Source organism: Mycobacterium sp. Panama NTM2, from assembly GCF_054355555.1.
In genome coordinates this window covers 1,219,708-1,236,707 of sequence record NZ_CM135953.1, presented here as the reverse complement: position 1 = coordinate 1,236,707, position 17,000 = coordinate 1,219,708, and the positions used below count along the sequence as shown (strand labels likewise).

At 68.5% G+C, this 17,000-nt stretch carries 17 protein-coding genes and 1 riboswitch; of the genes, 10 read left to right on the top strand and 7 right to left on the bottom strand.

Annotated elements, in window-relative coordinates:
• Positions 1–27: 27 nt before the first annotated feature.
• The 4 genes from ACXYX3_RS06015 to ACXYX3_RS06000 all read left to right on the top strand — a co-directional run bounded on the left by ACXYX3_RS06015 (position 28) and on the right by ACXYX3_RS06000 (position 3,415).
• The gene (locus ACXYX3_RS06015) at positions 28–549 is read left to right on the top strand and encodes an Lrp/AsnC family transcriptional regulator (protein ID WP_043406241.1); all 522 of its coding nucleotides are present in this window, start codon (positions 28–30) and stop codon (positions 547–549) included.
• Entirely contained in the window at positions 546–1,934 is a 1,389-nt protein-coding gene (locus tag ACXYX3_RS06010) for an aspartate aminotransferase family protein (protein WP_458610650.1), read from the top strand. Before ACXYX3_RS06015 ends, ACXYX3_RS06010 begins: the two co-directional genes overlap by 4 nt.
• A 14-nt stretch (positions 1,935–1,948) precedes the next feature.
• On the top strand, positions 1,949–2,950 hold the full coding sequence (locus ACXYX3_RS06005) for an SMP-30/gluconolactonase/LRE family protein (RefSeq protein ID WP_458610648.1): 1,002 nt from the start codon (positions 1,949–1,951) through the stop codon (positions 2,948–2,950).
• A 162-nt stretch (positions 2,951–3,112) separates the two neighbouring features.
• Entirely contained in the window at positions 3,113–3,415 is a 303-nt protein-coding gene (locus ACXYX3_RS06000; RefSeq protein ID WP_241203067.1) for a hypothetical protein, read from the top strand.
• Positions 3,416–3,475: 60 nt separating this feature from the next.
• On the opposite strand, the gene ACXYX3_RS05995 is transcribed toward ACXYX3_RS06000, so the two are convergent.
• Entirely contained in the window at positions 3,476–3,631 is a 156-nt protein-coding gene (locus ACXYX3_RS05995) for a hypothetical protein (protein ID WP_458610646.1), read from the bottom strand.
• A gap of 123 nt (positions 3,632–3,754) precedes the next feature.
• Positions 3,755–4,897, bottom strand: a complete 1,143-nt coding sequence (locus ACXYX3_RS05990) for a metallophosphoesterase (protein ID WP_458610644.1) — start codon at positions 4,895–4,897, stop codon at positions 3,755–3,757.
• Between the two features lie 150 nt (positions 4,898–5,047).
• Between ACXYX3_RS05990 and ACXYX3_RS05985 the strand changes: the two genes are divergently transcribed.
• On the top strand, positions 5,048–6,265 hold the full coding sequence (locus ACXYX3_RS05985) for a D-alanyl-D-alanine carboxypeptidase family protein (protein WP_458610642.1): 1,218 nt from the start codon (positions 5,048–5,050) through the stop codon (positions 6,263–6,265).
• Between the two features lies 1 nt (position 6,266).
• Here ACXYX3_RS05985 and yhjD read toward each other — a convergent pair whose 3' ends face one another.
• Both yhjD and trpS read right to left on the bottom strand, forming a co-directional pair.
• Positions 6,267–7,319, bottom strand: a complete 1,053-nt coding sequence (gene yhjD / locus ACXYX3_RS05980) for an inner membrane protein YhjD (protein ID WP_458610641.1) — start codon at positions 7,317–7,319, stop codon at positions 6,267–6,269.
• A 13-nt stretch (positions 7,320–7,332) separates the two neighbouring features.
• Positions 7,333–8,346, bottom strand: coding sequence for a tryptophan--tRNA ligase (gene trpS / locus ACXYX3_RS05975; RefSeq protein WP_458610639.1), 1,014 nt, complete (start codon positions 8,344–8,346; stop codon positions 7,333–7,335).
• A gap of 88 nt (positions 8,347–8,434) precedes the next feature.
• On the opposite strand from trpS, the gene ACXYX3_RS05970 reads away from it, so the two are divergent.
• Positions 8,435–9,460, top strand: a complete 1,026-nt coding sequence (locus ACXYX3_RS05970) for a lipase family protein (protein WP_458611989.1) — start codon at positions 8,435–8,437, stop codon at positions 9,458–9,460.
• Here ACXYX3_RS05970 and ACXYX3_RS05965 read toward each other — a convergent pair.
• On the bottom strand, positions 9,411–10,280 hold the full coding sequence (locus tag ACXYX3_RS05965) for an exodeoxyribonuclease III (protein ID WP_458610638.1): 870 nt from the start codon (positions 10,278–10,280) through the stop codon (positions 9,411–9,413). The genes ACXYX3_RS05970 and ACXYX3_RS05965 overlap by 50 nt on opposite strands.
• Positions 10,281–10,341: 61 nt before the next feature.
• Between ACXYX3_RS05965 and ACXYX3_RS05960 the strand changes: the two genes are divergently transcribed.
• From ACXYX3_RS05960 to ACXYX3_RS05945, 4 genes are all read left to right on the top strand, one after another.
• Positions 10,342–11,172 carry an alpha/beta fold hydrolase gene (locus ACXYX3_RS05960; protein ID WP_241203073.1) on the top strand — a complete coding sequence of 277 codons (831 nt, stop codon included), beginning with the start codon at positions 10,342–10,344 and terminating at the stop codon, positions 11,170–11,172.
• 43 nt (positions 11,173–11,215) lie between these two features.
• A riboswitch (SAM riboswitch) is annotated at positions 11,216–11,335 on the top strand.
• A 39-nt stretch (positions 11,336–11,374) separates the two neighbouring features.
• Positions 11,375–12,721, top strand: a complete 1,347-nt coding sequence (locus tag ACXYX3_RS05955; RefSeq protein WP_458610636.1) for a bifunctional o-acetylhomoserine/o-acetylserine sulfhydrylase — start codon at positions 11,375–11,377, stop codon at positions 12,719–12,721.
• A 5-nt stretch (positions 12,722–12,726) separates the two neighbouring features.
• A complete protein-coding gene (metX, locus tag ACXYX3_RS05950; protein WP_458611988.1) occupies positions 12,727–13,845 on the top strand; it encodes a homoserine O-acetyltransferase MetX in 1,119 nt (372 codons plus the stop codon).
• Entirely contained in the window at positions 13,842–14,573 is a 732-nt protein-coding gene (locus ACXYX3_RS05945) for a class I SAM-dependent methyltransferase (RefSeq protein WP_241203075.1), read from the top strand. Before metX ends, ACXYX3_RS05945 begins: the two co-directional genes overlap by 4 nt.
• Before the next feature lie 4 nt (positions 14,574–14,577).
• Here ACXYX3_RS05945 and ACXYX3_RS05940 read toward each other — a convergent pair whose 3' ends face one another.
• Positions 14,578–15,780: a fatty acid desaturase family protein gene (locus tag ACXYX3_RS05940; RefSeq protein WP_241203076.1), complete on the bottom strand. Its 1,203-nt coding sequence runs from the start codon at positions 15,778–15,780 to the stop codon at positions 14,578–14,580.
• Positions 15,781–15,790: 10 nt separating this feature from the next.
• Positions 15,791–16,921 carry a ferredoxin reductase gene (locus tag ACXYX3_RS05935; RefSeq protein WP_458610633.1) on the bottom strand — a complete coding sequence of 377 codons (1,131 nt, stop codon included), beginning with the start codon at positions 16,919–16,921 and terminating at the stop codon, positions 15,791–15,793.
• Positions 16,922–17,000 lie beyond the last annotated feature (79 nt).

Genomic DNA, 17,000 nt, shown 5'->3' with positions numbered 1-17,000 from the left:
CGACGGATTCCGTGCACAATCTCAGGCATGGTCAACCCGGGCGTCCCGCACGCCGTCGGCCCTGTCTCCTTCCGAGTGAACCAGTCCCGTCCCGGTGCCGCCTTCCAGCTCGACGAGCTGTCCAAGGCGATCATCGAGAAATTGCAACAGGACGGCCGGCGCTCCTACGCCGGCATCGGAAAGGCCGTCGGCCTGTCGGAGGCCGCGGTGCGCCAGCGCGTCCAACGCATGGTGGACGCCGGGGTCATGCAGATCGTCGCCGTCACCGATCCGATGCAGCTCGGATTCGCCCGCCAGGCGATGATCGGCGTGCGCTGCACCGGGGACACCACCAAGATCGCCGAGAAGCTCGCCGCCCTGGAGTCCGTCGACTACGTGGTGCTCACGGCCGGCTCCTTCGACGCCATCGTCGAGGTGGTGTGCGAGGACGACGACCACCTCCTGCAGCTTCTCAACACCCAGATCCGCGCCTTACCGGGAGTGATATCCACAGAAACCCTCGTTTATCTGAAACTCGTTAAGCAGCAATACAATTGGGGTACACGATGACGATCATCTCCGAAACGGACCAAACAACCACCTCCGACCTGGGCGCCCGGGCCAACCGACACCTGTGGGGCCACTTCGCTCGCCACGGCGCGGGCATCACGCCCACGGTCATCACTCGCGGCGAAGGCGTCCACATCTGGGACAGCGAAGGAAACCGCTACATCGACGGACTGTCTGGCCTGTTCGTCGTCCAGGTCGGCCACGGTCGCAAGGAGCTCGCCGAGGCCGCTGCCAAGCAAGCGGAGTCGCTGGCGTTCTTCCCGCTGTGGTCGTTCGCGACGCCGCCCGCGGTCGAGCTCGCCGAGCGAATCGCGGGCTACGCACCCGGTGACCTGAACCGGGTCTTCTTCACCACCGGCGGCGGCGAGGCCGTCGAGAGCGCCTGGAAATTGGCCAAGCAGTTCTTCAAGCTGACGGGCAAACCCGGTAAGTACAAGGTGATCTCGCGATCCATCGCCTACCACGGCACCCCGCAGGGCGCCCTGGCGATCACCGGAATCCCGACGTTCAAGGCGCCGTTCGATCCGCCGACACCGGGCGGCTTCCGCGTTCCGAACACCAATTTCTACCGGGCGCCCGAGCAGTTCAGCTCCGATCCCAAGGCGTTCGGCCGCTACTGCGCCGATCGGATCGCCGAGGCCATCGAGTTCGAGGGCCCCGACACCGTCGCCGCGGTGTTCCTCGAGCCGGTACAGAACGCCGGCGGCTGCTTCCCGCCGCCGCCGGGATACTTCGAGCGGGTCCGCGAGATCTGCGACGAGTACGACGTGCTCCTGGTCTCCGACGAGGTGATCTGTGCCTACGGCCGCATCGGATCGATGTTCGCCTGCAACGATTTCGGCTACGTCCCCGACATCATCACCTCCGCCAAGGGCTTGACGTCGGGCTACTCCCCGCTCGGCGCGATGATCGCCTCCGACCGGCTGTTCGAACCGTTCGACGACGGGTCCACGGTGTTCGGGCACGGCTACACCTTCGGTGGGCACCCGGTGTCGGCGGCGGTGGCGCTGGCCAACCTCGACATCTTCGAGCGCGAGGGCATCAACGACCACGTCAAGGAGAACGCCCCGGCGTTCCGGGCCACGTTGGAGAAGCTGCACGAGCTGCCCATCGTCGGCGACGTCCGTGGTGAAGGGTTCTTCTACGGCATCGAACTCGTCAAGGACAAGGCCACCAAGGAGACGTTCAACGACGAGGAGTGCGAGCGGCTGCTGCGCGGATTCCTGACGCCGGCCCTGTTCGAAGCCGGGCTGTACTGCCGCGCCGACGACCGTGGCGACCCAGTCGTGCAGCTCGCCCCGCCGCTGATCTGCGGGCAGCGCGAGTTCGACGCGATCTACGACGTGCTGCACTCGGTACTCAGCGAGGCCAGCAACCGGATGTAGGCGAGACTGGGCGGATGGCCAAACCGCCCATCGATCCCGTCCGCTGGCAGGCGCCCCCGGTGGGGGCCCTGCCGGACTTCCCGGCGGCAGACATCGCGCTGACCGCCGTCCCGGGTGGCGAACCCGAAGACGTCGTCGTCGACGGCGCCGGTCGGCTCTGGACCGGCGCCCTCGACGGAAGCATCGTGCGCCTCGAGCCCGACGGCACCGCGCCCACGGTGGTCGCCAACACCGGTGGGCGGCCCCTCGGTTTGGCGTTCGCGCGCGACGGCCGGCTGCTGATCTGCGACAGCCCGCGCGGACTACTGGCACTGGATCCGGGGACTGGGCGAATCGAAACCCTGGTCGACACGATCGCCGGCCGGAGACTCCAGTTCTGCTCCAACGTCACCCAAACCGACGACGGCGCAATCTATTTCACCGAGTCGACGACGGCGTTCACCGTGGCCGACTACCTGGGCGCCATCCTGGAGGCCCGCGGGCGCGGCGCTCTGCACCGCCTCGATGCCGACGGGGCCGTCACTACTGTCGCCGACGGGCTGTACTTCGCCAACGGGGTGACGCCGACCGCGGACGGCGCGGCGCTGGTCGTGGCCGAGACCCAGGGACGACGACTGTCAACGTTCTGGCTGACCGGACCGCACGCCGGGACGCTGCGTCCGCTCGCCGAGAACCTGCCCGGCATGCCGGACAACCTGTCCACCGGCGCCGACGGCCGCATCTGGTGCGCGATGGTCACGCCGGCCAACCCTCTTGCGGACCGGCTCGCCGCAGGCCCGCCATTCCTTCGGACCTTGATCTGGCGGCTGCCCGCCCGGCTGCAACCCAAGCCCGAGTCGGTGGTGTGGGTCGTCGCCTTCGACCCCGACACCGGCGCCGCGGTCGCCGGGATGCGCACCACCCATCCCCAGTTGCGGATGGTCACCGGCATGGTGGAGAGCAACGGCCGGCTGTGGCTGGGCAGCATCGGGGGCCCGCACCTCGGCAGCATCTCGCTCGCCGCCACCGTGTTGTGAGACACACTGCGTCACATTCGGGAAGCTTTGCCGTCAGCGCCCGGTTGTACCCGCCGGATCGGACACACACCACGAAGTCCGGTCGGACAACGACAATTTCACACAGTCAGAACCGCGCGACATCGCTCCACGGCTCCGACCCGACCAAGGGAAGAGCACCCCATGAAGACATTCACCATCACCACGACCGCTGCCGCCGCCCTCACCGCCGGCGTCCTCGGGTTCGCCGCCCCCGCGCTGGCCGCCCCGACCGGAGCCGGAAGCGCCGCTGACACCATCAGCGCGCTCGAGGCGCAAGGCAACCGGGTCGTCGTCAACCGGCAGAGCAGCACACCCCTCGACGAGGCGTCGGTCGTGTCCGTGACCCACGGGCCCGCCGTCCGCGAGGCGGTACCGAACGCCACCTCCAACGGTGACAACACCCGCTCGGTGAGCAGCCAGACGGTCTACGTCAACGTGCGCTGAGCACGGTGAGAGACGACAAAGGGGCACCTCCGCCAGGAGGTGCCCCTTTGTTGTGGGGGGTCAGCTGGCGTGCAACGGCGCGGGGGTCCGCGACTGGAACGACGGGTGACGGCGCATCGCCTCTTCCATCGCCTTGGCCCGCCGCTCCGCGGCGCCATAGGCGGGGTGGGACCTCAGATCGACCACACCCGCGGTGACATTCGTCTTGCTCGCCATCTCAACGTCCTTCCGCTGAATTGCCTGGTTTCCTCAGCGTGCTCGGCCGACCTGAGTGCTTCGCTCAGTGTTGGCCGTGAAGTTGATGAGAAAGTATCCGCCCGCGAGGGCACCTAAACACGCTCAGCGGCCCAATGTGAGCACGCTGATGTCCGGCGGTGCACCGACACGCACCGGCGGCCCCCAGAAGCCCGCGCCCCGCGAGACATAGAGCTGTGTGCCGTCCACGGTGGACAGGCCCGCGAGCGACGGCTGAGCCAATTCGACCGCGTAGTGGAACGGCCACATCTGTCCTCCGTGAGTGTGGCCGGACAGCTGCAGATCGACGTTGCGCTGCGCCGCTTCGGCCACCTGGACCGGCTGGTGCGCCAGCAGGATCGTCGGCGTCGCGGCGTCGACACCGCGCAGCGCCGCGTCGAAGTCGGGCGGCGCCTGCGCCGACCGCCCGGCCAGATCGTTGACCCCGGCCAGATCGAACGCCGCTGCGCCCCGCCGGATTCTGGTGTTCTCGTTGCGCAGCACCTGCAGGCCGAGCCGGTCCAGCTCGGTCAGCCACTCGCCGGTGTCGTCGACGAAGTACTCGTGGTTGCCGGTCACGAAGAACGCACCGTCGCGGGCCACGAGGTCGGCCAACGGTGCCGCCGCGGACCCGAGTTGAGCGACCGCACCGTCCACCAGGTCGCCGACCACGGCGACCAGATCGGGTTCGGTCTCGTTGATCATCCGCACGATCCGTTCGGTGTGCCGGCGACCCAGCAGAGGCCCGAGGTGGATGTCGGACACCACCGCGATGCGGTAGCCGTCGAACTCACGGGCCAGCCGGGGCAGCCGCACCGGGACACGCAGCACGTCGGGCGGCCCGAGTGCGGTCGCGACACCGACGCCGGTCACGCCGACCGCTGCCGCGCCTGCGGCGACCGCGCCCGCCCGGGCCAGGAAAAGCCGCCGATGTTGGTCCGGTGTGTCATCGGCCGGGCGGCGACGCCGGGCGAGCCGCGCCGCAAGATGCGCCGGCTCGAGGACCAGCAGCGCCAGCACGAGGTAGACCAGGAGGCCGAACCACAGATAACCGGGCCAGGCGAGCCAGCCGGAGCCGGCGGGATCGCGCCGGGACATCAGCGCCGCCACCAGCAGCGCGGTCAGAACCAGCAGCAGGGCGGTCAGGATCCGGCGCATCCGACCAGGGCGGGTCGTGGACCGCACGGTGCGAAACCAGACATAAAGGGTCATCAGCCCGAGGAGCGAGCCGAGAACGACGAGGAACATGGATCACTTTCTGGCGGCTCGGGCGGTCCCGCCAGCCTAGGTGAGCCTCGCCGGAGGTCGTCATGGCTAGTCACTTGCGAAACTCTCATCACATCCGTCACCGCGTGGCTCACCGATCGAGATGTCGTGATCGCCTAATCTTCATCCCCGATGGCGACCTTCACGACGTTCCCGCTGCGGGTGTCTGCGCTGCTCACGGCGGCGATGCTGGCACTGGCGCCGGTCGCTGCGGCCCAGCCGCCCGTCCCTGAGGCGAACACCTGCCCCTACCGGGAGGCGACCCCGCCCGCCGTCGACGCGTCGGAGGTTCCGGAATCCGGCGATCCGCCGGCACCGCTGCCCGTACCCGCCAAGCCCATGGGCGGCGACGCGCTCTCCGGGTGCGGCGTGATCACCGCACCGGGCACTCCCCCGGTTCCGGGCGATGTCTCCGCCGAGGCGTGGCTGGTGGCCGACCTCGACTCCGGCGACGTGATCGCCGCGCGCGACCCGCACGGCCGCCACCGACCGGCGAGCATCATCAAGGTGCTCGTCGCGATGCAGGCCATCCGCGACCTGCCTCTGCACAAGGTGGTGCCGGGCACGCAGGAGGACGCGAACGCCGAAGGCACCCGAGTGGGTGTCGGCGAAGGCGGCTTCTACTCCGTCAACGACCTGCTGCACGGCCTGCTGATGCATTCGGGCAACGACGCCGCGCACGCGCTGGCGATGCAGCTGGGCGGTATGGACGCCACGCTGACCAAACTCAACGCGCTGGCCAACAAACTCGGCGCCCGGGACACGCGGGTGGCGACCCCGTCCGGGCTGGACGGACCGGGTATGAGCACGTCGGCCTACGACGTCGGGCTGTTCTACCGGTACGCGTGGAACAACCCCGTCTTCTCGAACATCGTTCACACGCAGGAGTTTCCGTTCCCCGGACGCGGCGACGGCGGTTACCCGATCGAGAACGACAACAAGCTGCTGGCGAATTATCCCGGCGCGCTCGGCGGCAAGACCGGCTACACCGACGATGCCGGGCAGACGTTCGTCGGCGCCGCAGACCACGGCGGCCGACGTCTGGTGGCGGTGCTGATGCGGGGTACCCGGCAGCCCATCGCCCCCTGGGAGCAGGCCGCGCACCTGCTCGACTACGGCTACGCCACCGCGCCCGGCACCAAGGTCGGCACACTCGTCGAACCGGATCCGTCACTGCGAACCCCCGAGGCCGATCCCGCCGCCGCAGCCGCCGCGACCACCAAGGCCAGCGCGGCACTACCCGAGGTGGACGCCATGCCGGTGCGCGTCGGCGTCGGAGTCGTCGGCGCGGTGATCGTGTTCAGCCTGATCATGGGGGCCCGCGCGCTCAATCGCAGACCCCAGCACTGAGCTAGCGTCTACGCCGCCGCGCGAATCCGAACGCACCCAGCGCGCCGACCGCCGCGGCACCCGCCGCCTGCCACGGCGCAAGCCCGGGCCGGGTGACGATGCGGTTGCGGATGACGGCCGGACCCGGCGCCGGGATGGGCGCCTCCACCGCGTTCTCCGGCATCGTCGCCGCCCACGCCGTAGCGAACAGGATCAACCGCGCGGTGATGTAGGCGAACACCATCAACCCCAGGACGGGGCCGAACGTGGCGCCCGCCGGCCCCGTCAACACTGACTTCAGGTAGATCGACGCCACCAGCTTGAACACCTCGAACGCGACCGCGGCCAGCAGACCCGCGCGCACGCTGCTGCGGAAACTCGCCGACTCCCGCGGCAGCCGAGAGATCATCCACGTGAACAGCAACCACGACACCCCGATCGACACCGCGATCGCAGCGACCCGCAGCAGCACACTGGCCAGGGTCGAATCGGCAAGACCCAGCCAGTCGAGCACGTTGCCCATCAGCGAGGAACTGCCCAGCGCCGACAGCGCCACCGTCACCACGATCGCGGCGAACGTCGACAGCAACGCCAGCAGGTCGGAGAGCTTGGTCTTGAGAAAACCCGGCTGCTCCTCGCGGTAGAGACCCCACATCTGGCTGAGCGCCTCGCGCAGGTTGGCCATCCAGCCGAGGCCCGCCCACGCGGCGGTCGCGAGCCCGATGACGCCGACGGTGCCCCGGGACTCGATCGCCGAGTCCATCAACTGCACGACCTGCTGGCCGAGGTCTCCGCTGACGGCCGTGGCGATCTTGGCCTTGAGCTGGTCGAGCAGCTGCGGCTGGTAGGCGAGCACGAACCCGCCGATCGCGAACCCGACCATCAGCAACGGGAACAGCGCGAAGATCGTGAAGTAGGTGATGCCGGCGGCGTAGAAGTCGCCTTTGCTGTCGTTGTAACGCTGCTGGGCCCGCATCACGTGGTCGAACCACGGCATTCGCGCCCGTAGCCGGTCCAGGAACCCGGGCTCGTCCTGCGCTTCGTCCGGGGATCCCGAGCCGTCCGGCGCCGTCATCGTCAGCCTCCCGTTATCGCGGTGCGAGGAACCCCAACCTGTCATATACCCGGGCCACCGTCTTGCCAGACACTTCACGCGCCCGCTGCGCGCCGGCGGCCAGCACGTTCTCCAGTTCCGCAGGATCGGCGAGGTACTCGTCGACCCGCGCCTTGATGGGGGTGACGAACTCGACGACGGCGTCGGCCGTCTCCTTCTTCAGATCGCCGTAGCCGCGGCCGGCGTAGCCCGCCACCAAGGTGTCGATCGCGGTGCCCGTCACCGCCGACTGGATGGTCAGCAGATTCGAGACTCCCGGCTTGGCGTCGCGATCGAAACGGATCTCGCGCTCGCTGTCGGTGACCGCGGACCGGATCTTCTTGGCCGTGCGCGCCGGGTCGTCGAGCAGGCTGATCAGCCCGGCATCGGTGGCCGCGGACTTGCTCATCTTGGCGGTCGGCTCCGCCAGGTCGTAGATCTTCGCGGTCGCCGTGGGGATCATCGGTTCGGGAACGACGAACGTGTCGGGGAAGCGCGTGTTGAAGCGCTGCGCGACATCGCGGGCCAGCTCGAGGTGCTGGCGCTGATCCTCGCCGACCGGAACCAGCTCGGTGTCGTAGAGCAGCACGTCGGCGGCCATCAGGATCGGATAGGTGAACAGGCCGACGGTCTGCGCGTCCGCGCCGTGCTTGGCCGACTTGTCCTTGAACTGGGTCATCCGTGAGGCCTGCCCGAAACCGGTGAAACAGCCCAGCACCCAAGCCAATTCGCTGTGCTCGGGCACATGGCTCTGGACGAACACGGTGGCGCGGGCCGGGTCGACGCCCAGGGCCAGGTACTGCGCGGCGGTGGCCAGTGTGCGCCGGCGCAACGTCGCGGGGTCCTGGGCCAGCGTGATCGCGTGCAGATCCACGACGCAGAAGTAGGCGTCGTGACCGTCCTGCAGACCGACCCACTGGGCGACCGCGCCGAGCGCGTTGCCCAGATGCAGAGAGTCCGACGTCGGTTGCGCGCCCGAGAAGACGACGGGCTTGGCTGAAGTGCTCATGGTGAGGTCCAGTTTTTCACGCGCCGTCGCGGTTTCGTCCGGCGGTCGACCGGTCCTGGGTAGCATGCGCGCAACCGAGGGGGTTCGCATGCGGCGATCGGCGTCAGTCCTTGTCCTGCTCGTCATCGCGACGTTCATGGGTGCCGGCCCCGCGCACGCCGCACCCGGTCGCGCCGTCGTCATCGTCTCCGGCGGTGATGCGGTCAGCCCGTTCACCACCGGAGACGACGCATGCCGGTCCGGTCTGGCCGCCGGCAACACCGACACCGCACTGCGAGAGAACCTGCTCGCCGCGGGCCACACCGTGTACACGTCGCCGGCCATGGCGGGCCGCGGACCCGTCACCGACCAGGGCGGTTTCGGCGCGTTCGGAGATTGCCCGATCACCCTGCCCGACATCATGACCGTCGATTCCACGGCGTCGATCGATCTGGCGGGCGAACACCTCGCCCGCTTCCTCAGCTACCTGCACGACACGCGCGGTGTCGACGTCGTCGACGTCGTCGGCCACTCGATGGGCGGGCTCTATTCGCGGGCGGCGTTCCGGGTGCTGCAGAGCCTCGGCTCGCCGATCCGCATCCGCTCGCTGACCACGCTGGGCACACCGTGGGAGGGATCGTTTCTGTCCGACTACGCCAACGGCATCACCCCGTTGTCGGACTGCGCGGGCGACGCCTACTGCGAGAAGGCGTCGCTGGCGATGGCCGCCGAGGTGACGCGGCTGCAGACCGGTTCGGGGCGCGAGGTCAACCAGGGCTACTTGATGGGTCCACGCGGGTGGAACGAGTACCAGGCAGGCGTGCTGGACCGGATCCCCGTCGTCGTGATCGGTGGCACTCGCTTCACCCACCCGGCTCCGGTCAACCCGATGGTGTGGCCCAACGACGGGATCGTCGCCACCCGCAGCGCGCTGGCCACCGACGTCAGCGACCGCGTACTGCCCCACCGCCGCTGCGTGTCCTTCGACGACACCCACAGCATCTTCGTCTCCGATTCGGTCGGGTTGCCGTGGGAGACGGGGCTGACGTGGGACCCGCGGGTGTTCGATGTGGTGCGCGGAGCCATCAACGACGCCGATGGCGCGCTGGCGACCCCCACCCGCGTCGGCTGCTGAGCCGAAATGACGCGTAGGTGACCGTCACCGGGCAGTGATCGGACCAGCGCAGCGCATACGCAGCGGGGCGTTCCGTGCGCACCGCGGCCACCCGCGCCGCCAACCCCGCCGTGGCCAGCTGGTAGTCGATGCGCCAGCCGGCGTCGTTGTCGAAGGCCTTGCCGCGCCAGGACCACCACGCATAGGGCCCAGGTTGCTCCGGATGCGCCACCCGCACCACGTCCACCCATCCGGTGGCCAGCAGGTCGGTCAGCCACTGCCGCTCCTCGGGCAGGAAGCCGGCCTTCTTGACGTTGCCCTTCCAATTCTTGATGTCGTTCTCGGTGTGGGCGATGTTCCAGTCACCGCAGAGCACCGCGTCACGGCCGTCGGCGCGCAGAATTGCCATCCGCTCGGCCACCGCGGCCATGAAGCGTTCCTTCTCCCGCTGCCGTTCGGTGTCGGCCTCCCCGGTCGGGAAGTACACGCTGCCCACCGTGACACCACCGGTGTCCACCTCGAGGTAGCGACCATGCGCGGCGAATTCCACTGCGCCACAACCGATCCGGACATCATCGTGGGGCGTGCGGGACACCACCGCGACCCCGTTGCGGCCCTTGACGTGGGGCGCGGCAGAGGCCAGGTGCCAGCCGTCGGCGAGCACCGGCGCCAGCGCCTCGGCCACCTGCTCGTCATCGGCGCGGGTCTCCTGCAGGCACACCACGTCCGCGGTGGTCTGCGCGAACCAGGCCAGCAGGCCGCGGTTGTCCTCCGAACGCTGCTTGATCGCTGCGCGGACGCCGTTGACGTTGACGGTGCTGATCGTGAGGGAGCTCGTCACGGCCGTCGACCCTAGCGGGCATTCTTGCGGTACCGCCGGTATCACCTTAGGGTCGGGCGCTATGAGCCCACGCGCGCCGATCCACCTCGGCTCCGGAGAGCCGGTGTTGCTGCTGCACCCGTTCATGATGTCGAACAACGTGTGGAAGGACGTCGCGCCGGCGCTCGCCGACACCGGCCGCTACGAGGTGTACGCGCCGACGATGGCGGGCCACCACGGCGGCAGCCCCAACCGCTCCTGGCTGCTCGACAGCGGCACCCTCGCCGACGACGTCGAGCGCCACCTCGACCGCCTCGGCTGGGACACCGCCCACATCGTGGGCAACTCCCTCGGGGGCTGGGTGGCCTTCGAGCTGGAACGCCGCAACCGGGCGCGCTCCCTGGTCGGTATCGCCCCGGCCGGCGGCTGGCACCGGTGGACGCCGGCCAAATACGAGATCGTGTTCAAGTTCGTGATGGGGATGCCCGTCTGGGTGGTGGCCAAGTTGCTCGGAGCGCGGGCAGCCCGCGTGCCCGGCGCGCGGTTCCTCACCAGCGTGCCGGTCAGCGCCCGCCCCGACGGCATCACCGACGACGACATCCTCGAGATCATCGATGACGTCCGACACTGCCCGGCCTACTACCAGCTGCTGGTCAAAGCCCTGCTGATGCCGGGGTTGATGGAACTCGCCGACACCTCGACACCCACCTATCTGGTGGTGTGCGAGAAGGACCGGGTACTGCCCCACCCGCGGTTCACCGCCCACTTCCGCAAGCACCTGCCCGAGTCGACGCGGTTCACCACACTCGACGGCGTGGGCCACATCCCGATGTTCGAGGCACCCCAGCGCATCGCCGAGGTGATCCGGGAGTTCCTCGACGAACAGACCGGCCCGCAGCGCGCCATCAGCTGAACCCGGTGGCACCCGATCCGCCGGGTGCGTTATTCTTCGTGGCGGTCATGAGTGCCAGCGTCAAGCCCCGGCTTGCTGGCCGGCAACCCTCCAACCGCGGTGGGGTGCCCCGGGAGACGACCAGGTTGAGTAGCCGACAACGGCTATAAGGCAAGCGCGGGTCCGCCGTGAAACGGGCCCCCCGTTCATGGAGGAGACGTCGATGAGCCTCGACAACCCCGATCCCACCGCCAACTGGGCTTTCGAGACCAAGCAGGTGCACGCCGGCCAGGCACCGGATACCGCCACGGGCGCCCGGGCACTGCCGATCTACCAGACCACCAGTTACGCGTTCCGCGACACCGACCACGCCGCAGCGCTGTTCGGGCTCGTCGAACCGGGCAACATCTACACCCGCATCATGAACCCCACCCAGGACGTCGTCGAGCAGCGCATCGCCGCACTCGAGGGCGGCGTCGCGGCACTGTTCGTGTCCTCCGGGCAGGCCGCCGAGACGTTCGCGATCCTCAACATCGCCCAGCACGGCGACCACATCGTTTCCAGCCCACGGCTTTACGGCGGCACCTACAACCTCTTCCACTACTCCCTGCCCAAACTGGGCATCGAGGTCAGCTTCGTCGACAATCCCGACGACCCCGAGTCGTGGCGGGCCGCGGTGCGTCCCAACACGAAAGCGTTCTTCGCCGAGACGATCTCGAATCCGCAGATCGACGTCCTCGACATTCCGACCGTCGCCGCGGTGGCGCACGACGCCGGGGTACCGCTGATCGTGGACAACACGATCGCCACGCCGTATCTGATCCAGCCGATCAGCCACGGGGCCGACATCGTCGTGCATTCGGCGACGAAGTACCTCGGTGGGCACGGCACCGCGATCGCCGGCGTGATCGTCGACGGCGGCACCTTCGACTGGACCAACGGGCGCTTCCCCGGATTCACCGAACCCGACCCGAGCTATCACGGCGTGGTGTTCGCCGAACTCGGCGCGCCCGCGTTCGCGCTGAAAGCCCGCGTCCAGCTGCTGCGCGACTTGGGTTCTGCCGCATCGCCGTTCAACGCGTTCCTGGTCGCCCAAGGCCTGGAAACCTTGAGCCTGCGCATGGAGCGCCACGTCGCCAACGCCCAGCGGGTGGCCGAGTACCTGGCCGGTCACGAGGGCGTGATCTCGGTCAATTACGCCGGCCTACCGAGCTCGCCGTGGTACGAGACGGGAAAGAAGCTGGCGCCTAAGGGAACCGGCGCGGTCCTCGCCTTCGAGCTGGCCGGCGGGGTGCCCGCGGGCAAGGCATTCGTCGACGCGCTGACACTGCACAGCCACGTCGCCAACATCGGTGACGTGCGCTCGCTGGTGATCCACCCCGCCTCGACCACCCACCAGCAGCTCTCGGCCGAGGAGCAGCTCGCCACCGGCGTCACCCCGGGACTGGTGCGCCTGGCGGTGGGGATCGAGGGCATCGACGACATCCTGGCCGATCTCGAGCAGGGCTTCGCCGCGGCGCAGCGCGCCGGTGGAACCGCCGATGCGCAACTGCTCGAGGTGCAGCCGTGACCGTCATGGACGTGGTGAACGATCGCGTGGCGCTGCCGCCCGAAGGCGAGATCGGCATCGTCGACATCGGATCGCTCACGCTGGAATCCGGCGCCGTGCTCGACGACGTGTCGATCGCGGTGCAGCGCTGGGGTGAGCTGTCACCTGAGCGCGACAACGTCGTGGTGGTGCTGCACGCCCTGACCGGCGATTCGCACATCACCGGGCCCGCCGGACCCGACCACCCGACTCCGGGGTGGTGGGACGGAGTGGCCGGCCCGGGCGCCCCGATCGACACCGACCGCTGGTGCGCGATCTCGACGAACGTGCTGGGCGGCTGCCGCGGTTCGACAGGACCGAGCAGCGTCGCGCCCGACGGCAAAGCCTGGGGTTCGAGGTTCCCGGCGACGACGGTGCGCGACCAGGTCGCCGCCGACGTCGCGGTCCTCGAACGACTCGGCATCACCGAGGTGGCCGCCGTGATCGGCGGTTCCATGGGTGGCGCCCGGGCGCTGGAATGGATCGTCTCCCACCCGGACAACGTCCGCGCGGCGCTGGTGCTCGCGGTAGGAGCACGCGCCACCGCCGACCAGATCGGGACGCAGAGCACGCAGGTCGCCGCGATCACCTCAGATCCCCACTGGTGCAACGGCGATTACCACGACACCGGCCACTCCCCCGACACCGGGATGGAGATCGCCCGCCGGTTCGCCCACCTGACCTATCGCGGCGAAGCCGAACTCGACGAGCGATTCGGCAATACCGCACAGCCGGGGGAAGACCCCACCGCGGGCGGCCGCTACTCGGTGCAGAGCTACCTGGAGTACCAGGGCCGAAAGCTGGTGTCGCGCTTCGATGCCGGCACCTACGTGGCGTTGACCGACGCGCTGTCCAGCCATGACATCGGTCGTGGCCGCGGAGGCGTGGCTGCCGCGCTGAGGGGATGCCCGGTGCCCACCGTGGTGGGCGGTATCACTTCCGACCGGCTGTATCCCCTTCGGCTGCAACAGGAATTGGCGGATCTGCTGCCGGGCTGCGACGGACTCGACGTGGTCGATTCGGACTTCGGGCACGACGGGTTCCTGGTGGAGACCGACGCGGTGGGAAAGCTGATCCGGCGCACCCTGGAGTTGGCCGGCCGGTGAGCGGTTCAGCACCGCAACGGTCGCTGTCCTTCGGCGCCGAAGCCGCCGCCTACGAGCGGGGCCGCCCATCGTATCCGCCGGAGGCCATCGAATGGCTGCTTCCCGAAAACGCCCACACCGTGCTCGATCTCGGCGCGGGCACCGGCAAGTTGACCACCCGGCTGGTCGAACGCGGCCTCGACGTCGTCGCCGTCGACCCGATCCCGGAGATGCTCGAGCTGCTGCGCACCTCACTGCCCGACACCCCCGCCCTGCTCGGGACAGCCGAGGAGATCCCCCTGCCGGACAACAGCGTCGACGCCGTGCTCGTCGCCCAGGCATGGCACTGGTTCGACCCGGCGCAGGCGATCGAGGAGGTCGCACGGGTGCTCCGGCCCGGCGGCCGACTGGGCCTGGTCTGGAACAACCGCGACGAAAGGCTGGGCTGGGTCAAGGATCTCGGCCAGATCATCGGCCACGAGGTCGATCCGTTCAGCCAGACCGTCGCGCTGCCCGACCCGTTCACCGACGTGTCACGGCATCAGGTCGAGTGGACCAGTTATCTGACACCGCAAGCGCTGATCGACCTGGTGGCCTCCCGCAGCTACTGCATCACCTCGCCCGAACAGGTGCGCACCCGCACCCTGGACCGGGTGCGCGACCTGCTCGCCACCCACCCCGCACTGGCGAACTCCACCGGCCTCGCGCTGCCGTATGTGACGGTGTGCGTGCGCGCCACCCTATCCTGAGGCCTCACGCCGCCCTGGTGCGCTCCCGAAGCGCGGTGCGCAGCCCGCGCTTCGGCGTCCCCGGGGTGGGCTCGACCCGCCCGAAGCGCCGCTCCGACGCCGTCTCCGGGGCGTCATCGCTGGGGGCCTTCAAGTACTTGTCCGGCAGCGCGAGCTTCAGGATGGTCCAGAACGACTGCCAGTACTGCCGCAGCAGCGGCCCGGTGGTGTAGGGCAGGTCGTACTTCTCGCAGAGCTCTCGGATGCGGACGCTCATCTCGGCGTAGCGGTTGCTCGGCAGGTCCGGGAACAGGTGGTGCTCGATCTGATAGCACAGGTTGCCGCTCATGAACGCCATGATCGGACCGGCGTGGAAGTTGGCCGACCCCAACATCTGTCGCAGATACCATTCGCCGCGGGTCTCGTTCTCGAACTCCTCGACGGTGAATTTCTCTGCGCCGTCCGGGAAGTGGCCGCAGAAGATCACCATGTAGGCCCAGTAGTTACGGATGAAGTTCGCCACCGCGTTGCACTTCAGGGTGTGCTTCCAGTTGGTCCCGGTCAGCGCCGGGAAGATGATGTAGTCCTTGCCCACCTGTTTGGCGATCTTGCGGCCCATGACCCGCATGTCCTTGCGCGCCTCGGCCCAGGTCTTCTCCTTCTTGCGGATCTTGTCGACCTCGATGTGGTGTGCCGCCACCCCCCATTCGAAGAACGTGCCGAGCAGCAGGTTGTAGATCGGGTTGCCGATCATCCACCGTTCCCACGGTTCGTCACGGGTCACCCGCATGATGCCGTAGCCGACGTCGCTGTCCAGACCGACGACGTTGGTGTACTTGTGGTGGACGAAGTTGTGCGAGTACTTCCACTGCGACGACGGGCACGTGGTGTCCCACTCCCACTCGGTGGAGTGGATCTCGGGGTCGTTCATCCAATCCCACTGGCCGTGGATGACGTTGTGGCCCAACTCCATGTTCTCGATGATCTTGGCCGAGGCCAACATCGCGGTGCCGGCCACCCTTGCGATCCGGCTGCTGCTCGCGAACAACGCGATCCGCCCACCGGCCGCCAGCGCGCGCTGCAGCTGAATGGTGCGACGCACATAGCGCGCGTCGCGTTCCCCCCGGGACTCCTCGATGTCGGCGCGAAGCTGATCGAGCTCGGCAGCGAGGTTCTCGACGTCCTCCTCGGTGAGATGTGCGTAGACCTTGATGTCGGTGATCGCCATGGAAGTCTCCTCAGATCTTGATGGTGCAGTCACCGGAGGCGGTGGACACACATGTCTGGATGCGGTCGCCCGCACCGTGTTCCTGCCCGGAACGGATGTCCCGGACGTGCCCCTCTTCGAGCGGGAGCACACAGGTCTGGCAGATACCCATCCGGCAACCGAACGGCATCTGGATACCGGCATCCTCGCCGGCCTGCAAAATGGTTGTGGCGCCGTCGATCTCGGCGGACTTGTCGGAGATCCCGAAGTGTACGGTCCCGCCTTCGCCGCCCTTGTCGGTAGCCGCGATCGTGAACCGCTCCATGTGCAGCTGATCGGCGAGGCCGTGTTCTTCCCACACCTGCTCGGCCGCATCGAGCATCGCCGACGGGCCGCACACCCACGCGGAGCGCTTCTGCCAATCCGAGACGATCTGGTCGAGCTCGGTCAGTTCCACCTTGCCGTCTTCCTGAGTGAGCTGCAGATGGAGGCGGTAGCCGCGCTGCCGGCTCTCCAGTTCGCGCAGCTCGTCGTGGAAGATCACCGATTCGGCCGACGGGGCGGAGTGGATGTGCACGATGTCTGGCTCCTGGCCGCGGGCGCGCAGCGAGCGCAGCATCGCCATGATCGGCGTGATGCCACTGCCGGCGGTGATGAACAGCAGCGATTCCGGCGGCGGATCGGGCAGCGTGAACTCGCCCTGCGGTGCGGCCAGGCGAATGATCGTGCCGGGTTCGACCCCGTCGACGAGGTGGGTGGACAGGAAACCTTCCGGGGTGGCCTTCACGGTGATCGAGATCTCGTCGCGATCCGGCTCGGGCACCGATGTCAGTGAGTACGACCGCCAGTGCCACTTCCCGTCGACGCGCAACCCGATGCCGACGTACTGGCCGGGTTGGTAGTCGCGGGCGAAGCCCCAGCCCGGGCGGATCACCACGGTGGCCGTGTCGTCGGTCTCCCGGCGGACCTCGACGATCTCGCCCCGCAGCTCACGGGCCGACCACAGTGGATTGAGCAAAGACAGATAGTCGTCGGGGAGAAGCGGCGTGGTGGCGCGGGCCGCGAGCCCCCGCACCATGTTCACCCACCCCCCGCTCGGCGCTTCGACGTCGCGCGCCGGCTTCTTCGACCACCGCGCCACCGTCTTGACCACACTGGCCATGGCTCACCCCTGATGCGCTTCGCAGTACTCGCTGTGACTGCAGTCACAGCGGAGAGGACGCCTCCGGAGTATCCCTACC

Bases quoted from the DNA above. Each gene is read 5' to 3' on its own strand.
- ACXYX3_RS06015 (WP_043406241.1), top strand. From the start codon at position 28: ATGGTCAACCCGGGCGTCCCGCACGCCGTCGGCCCTGTCTCCTTCCGA.
- ACXYX3_RS06010 (WP_458610650.1), top strand. From the start codon at position 546: ATGACGATCATCTCCGAAACGGACCAAACAACCACCTCCGACCTGGGC.
- ACXYX3_RS06005 (WP_458610648.1), top strand. From the start codon at position 1,949: ATGGCCAAACCGCCCATCGATCCCGTCCGCTGGCAGGCGCCCCCGGTG.
- ACXYX3_RS06000 (WP_241203067.1), top strand. From the start codon at position 3,113: ATGAAGACATTCACCATCACCACGACCGCTGCCGCCGCCCTCACCGCC.
- ACXYX3_RS05995 (WP_458610646.1), bottom strand. From the start codon at position 3,631: ATGGCGAGCAAGACGAATGTCACCGCGGGTGTGGTCGATCTGAGGTCC.
- ACXYX3_RS05990 (WP_458610644.1), bottom strand. From the start codon at position 4,897: ATGTTCCTCGTCGTTCTCGGCTCGCTCCTCGGGCTGATGACCCTTTAT.
- ACXYX3_RS05985 (WP_458610642.1), top strand. From the start codon at position 5,048: ATGGCGACCTTCACGACGTTCCCGCTGCGGGTGTCTGCGCTGCTCACG.
- yhjD (WP_458610641.1), bottom strand. From the start codon at position 7,319: ATGACGGCGCCGGACGGCTCGGGATCCCCGGACGAAGCGCAGGACGAG.
- trpS (WP_458610639.1), bottom strand. From the start codon at position 8,346: ATGAGCACTTCAGCCAAGCCCGTCGTCTTCTCGGGCGCGCAACCGACG.
- ACXYX3_RS05970 (WP_458611989.1), top strand. From the start codon at position 8,435: ATGCGGCGATCGGCGTCAGTCCTTGTCCTGCTCGTCATCGCGACGTTC.
- ACXYX3_RS05960 (WP_241203073.1), top strand. From the start codon at position 10,342: ATGAGCCCACGCGCGCCGATCCACCTCGGCTCCGGAGAGCCGGTGTTG.
- ACXYX3_RS05955 (WP_458610636.1), top strand. From the start codon at position 11,375: ATGAGCCTCGACAACCCCGATCCCACCGCCAACTGGGCTTTCGAGACC.
- metX (WP_458611988.1), top strand. From the start codon at position 12,727: ATGGACGTGGTGAACGATCGCGTGGCGCTGCCGCCCGAAGGCGAGATC.
- ACXYX3_RS05940 (WP_241203076.1), bottom strand. From the start codon at position 15,780: ATGGCGATCACCGACATCAAGGTCTACGCACATCTCACCGAGGAGGAC.
- ACXYX3_RS05935 (WP_458610633.1), bottom strand. From the start codon at position 16,921: ATGGCCAGTGTGGTCAAGACGGTGGCGCGGTGGTCGAAGAAGCCGGCG.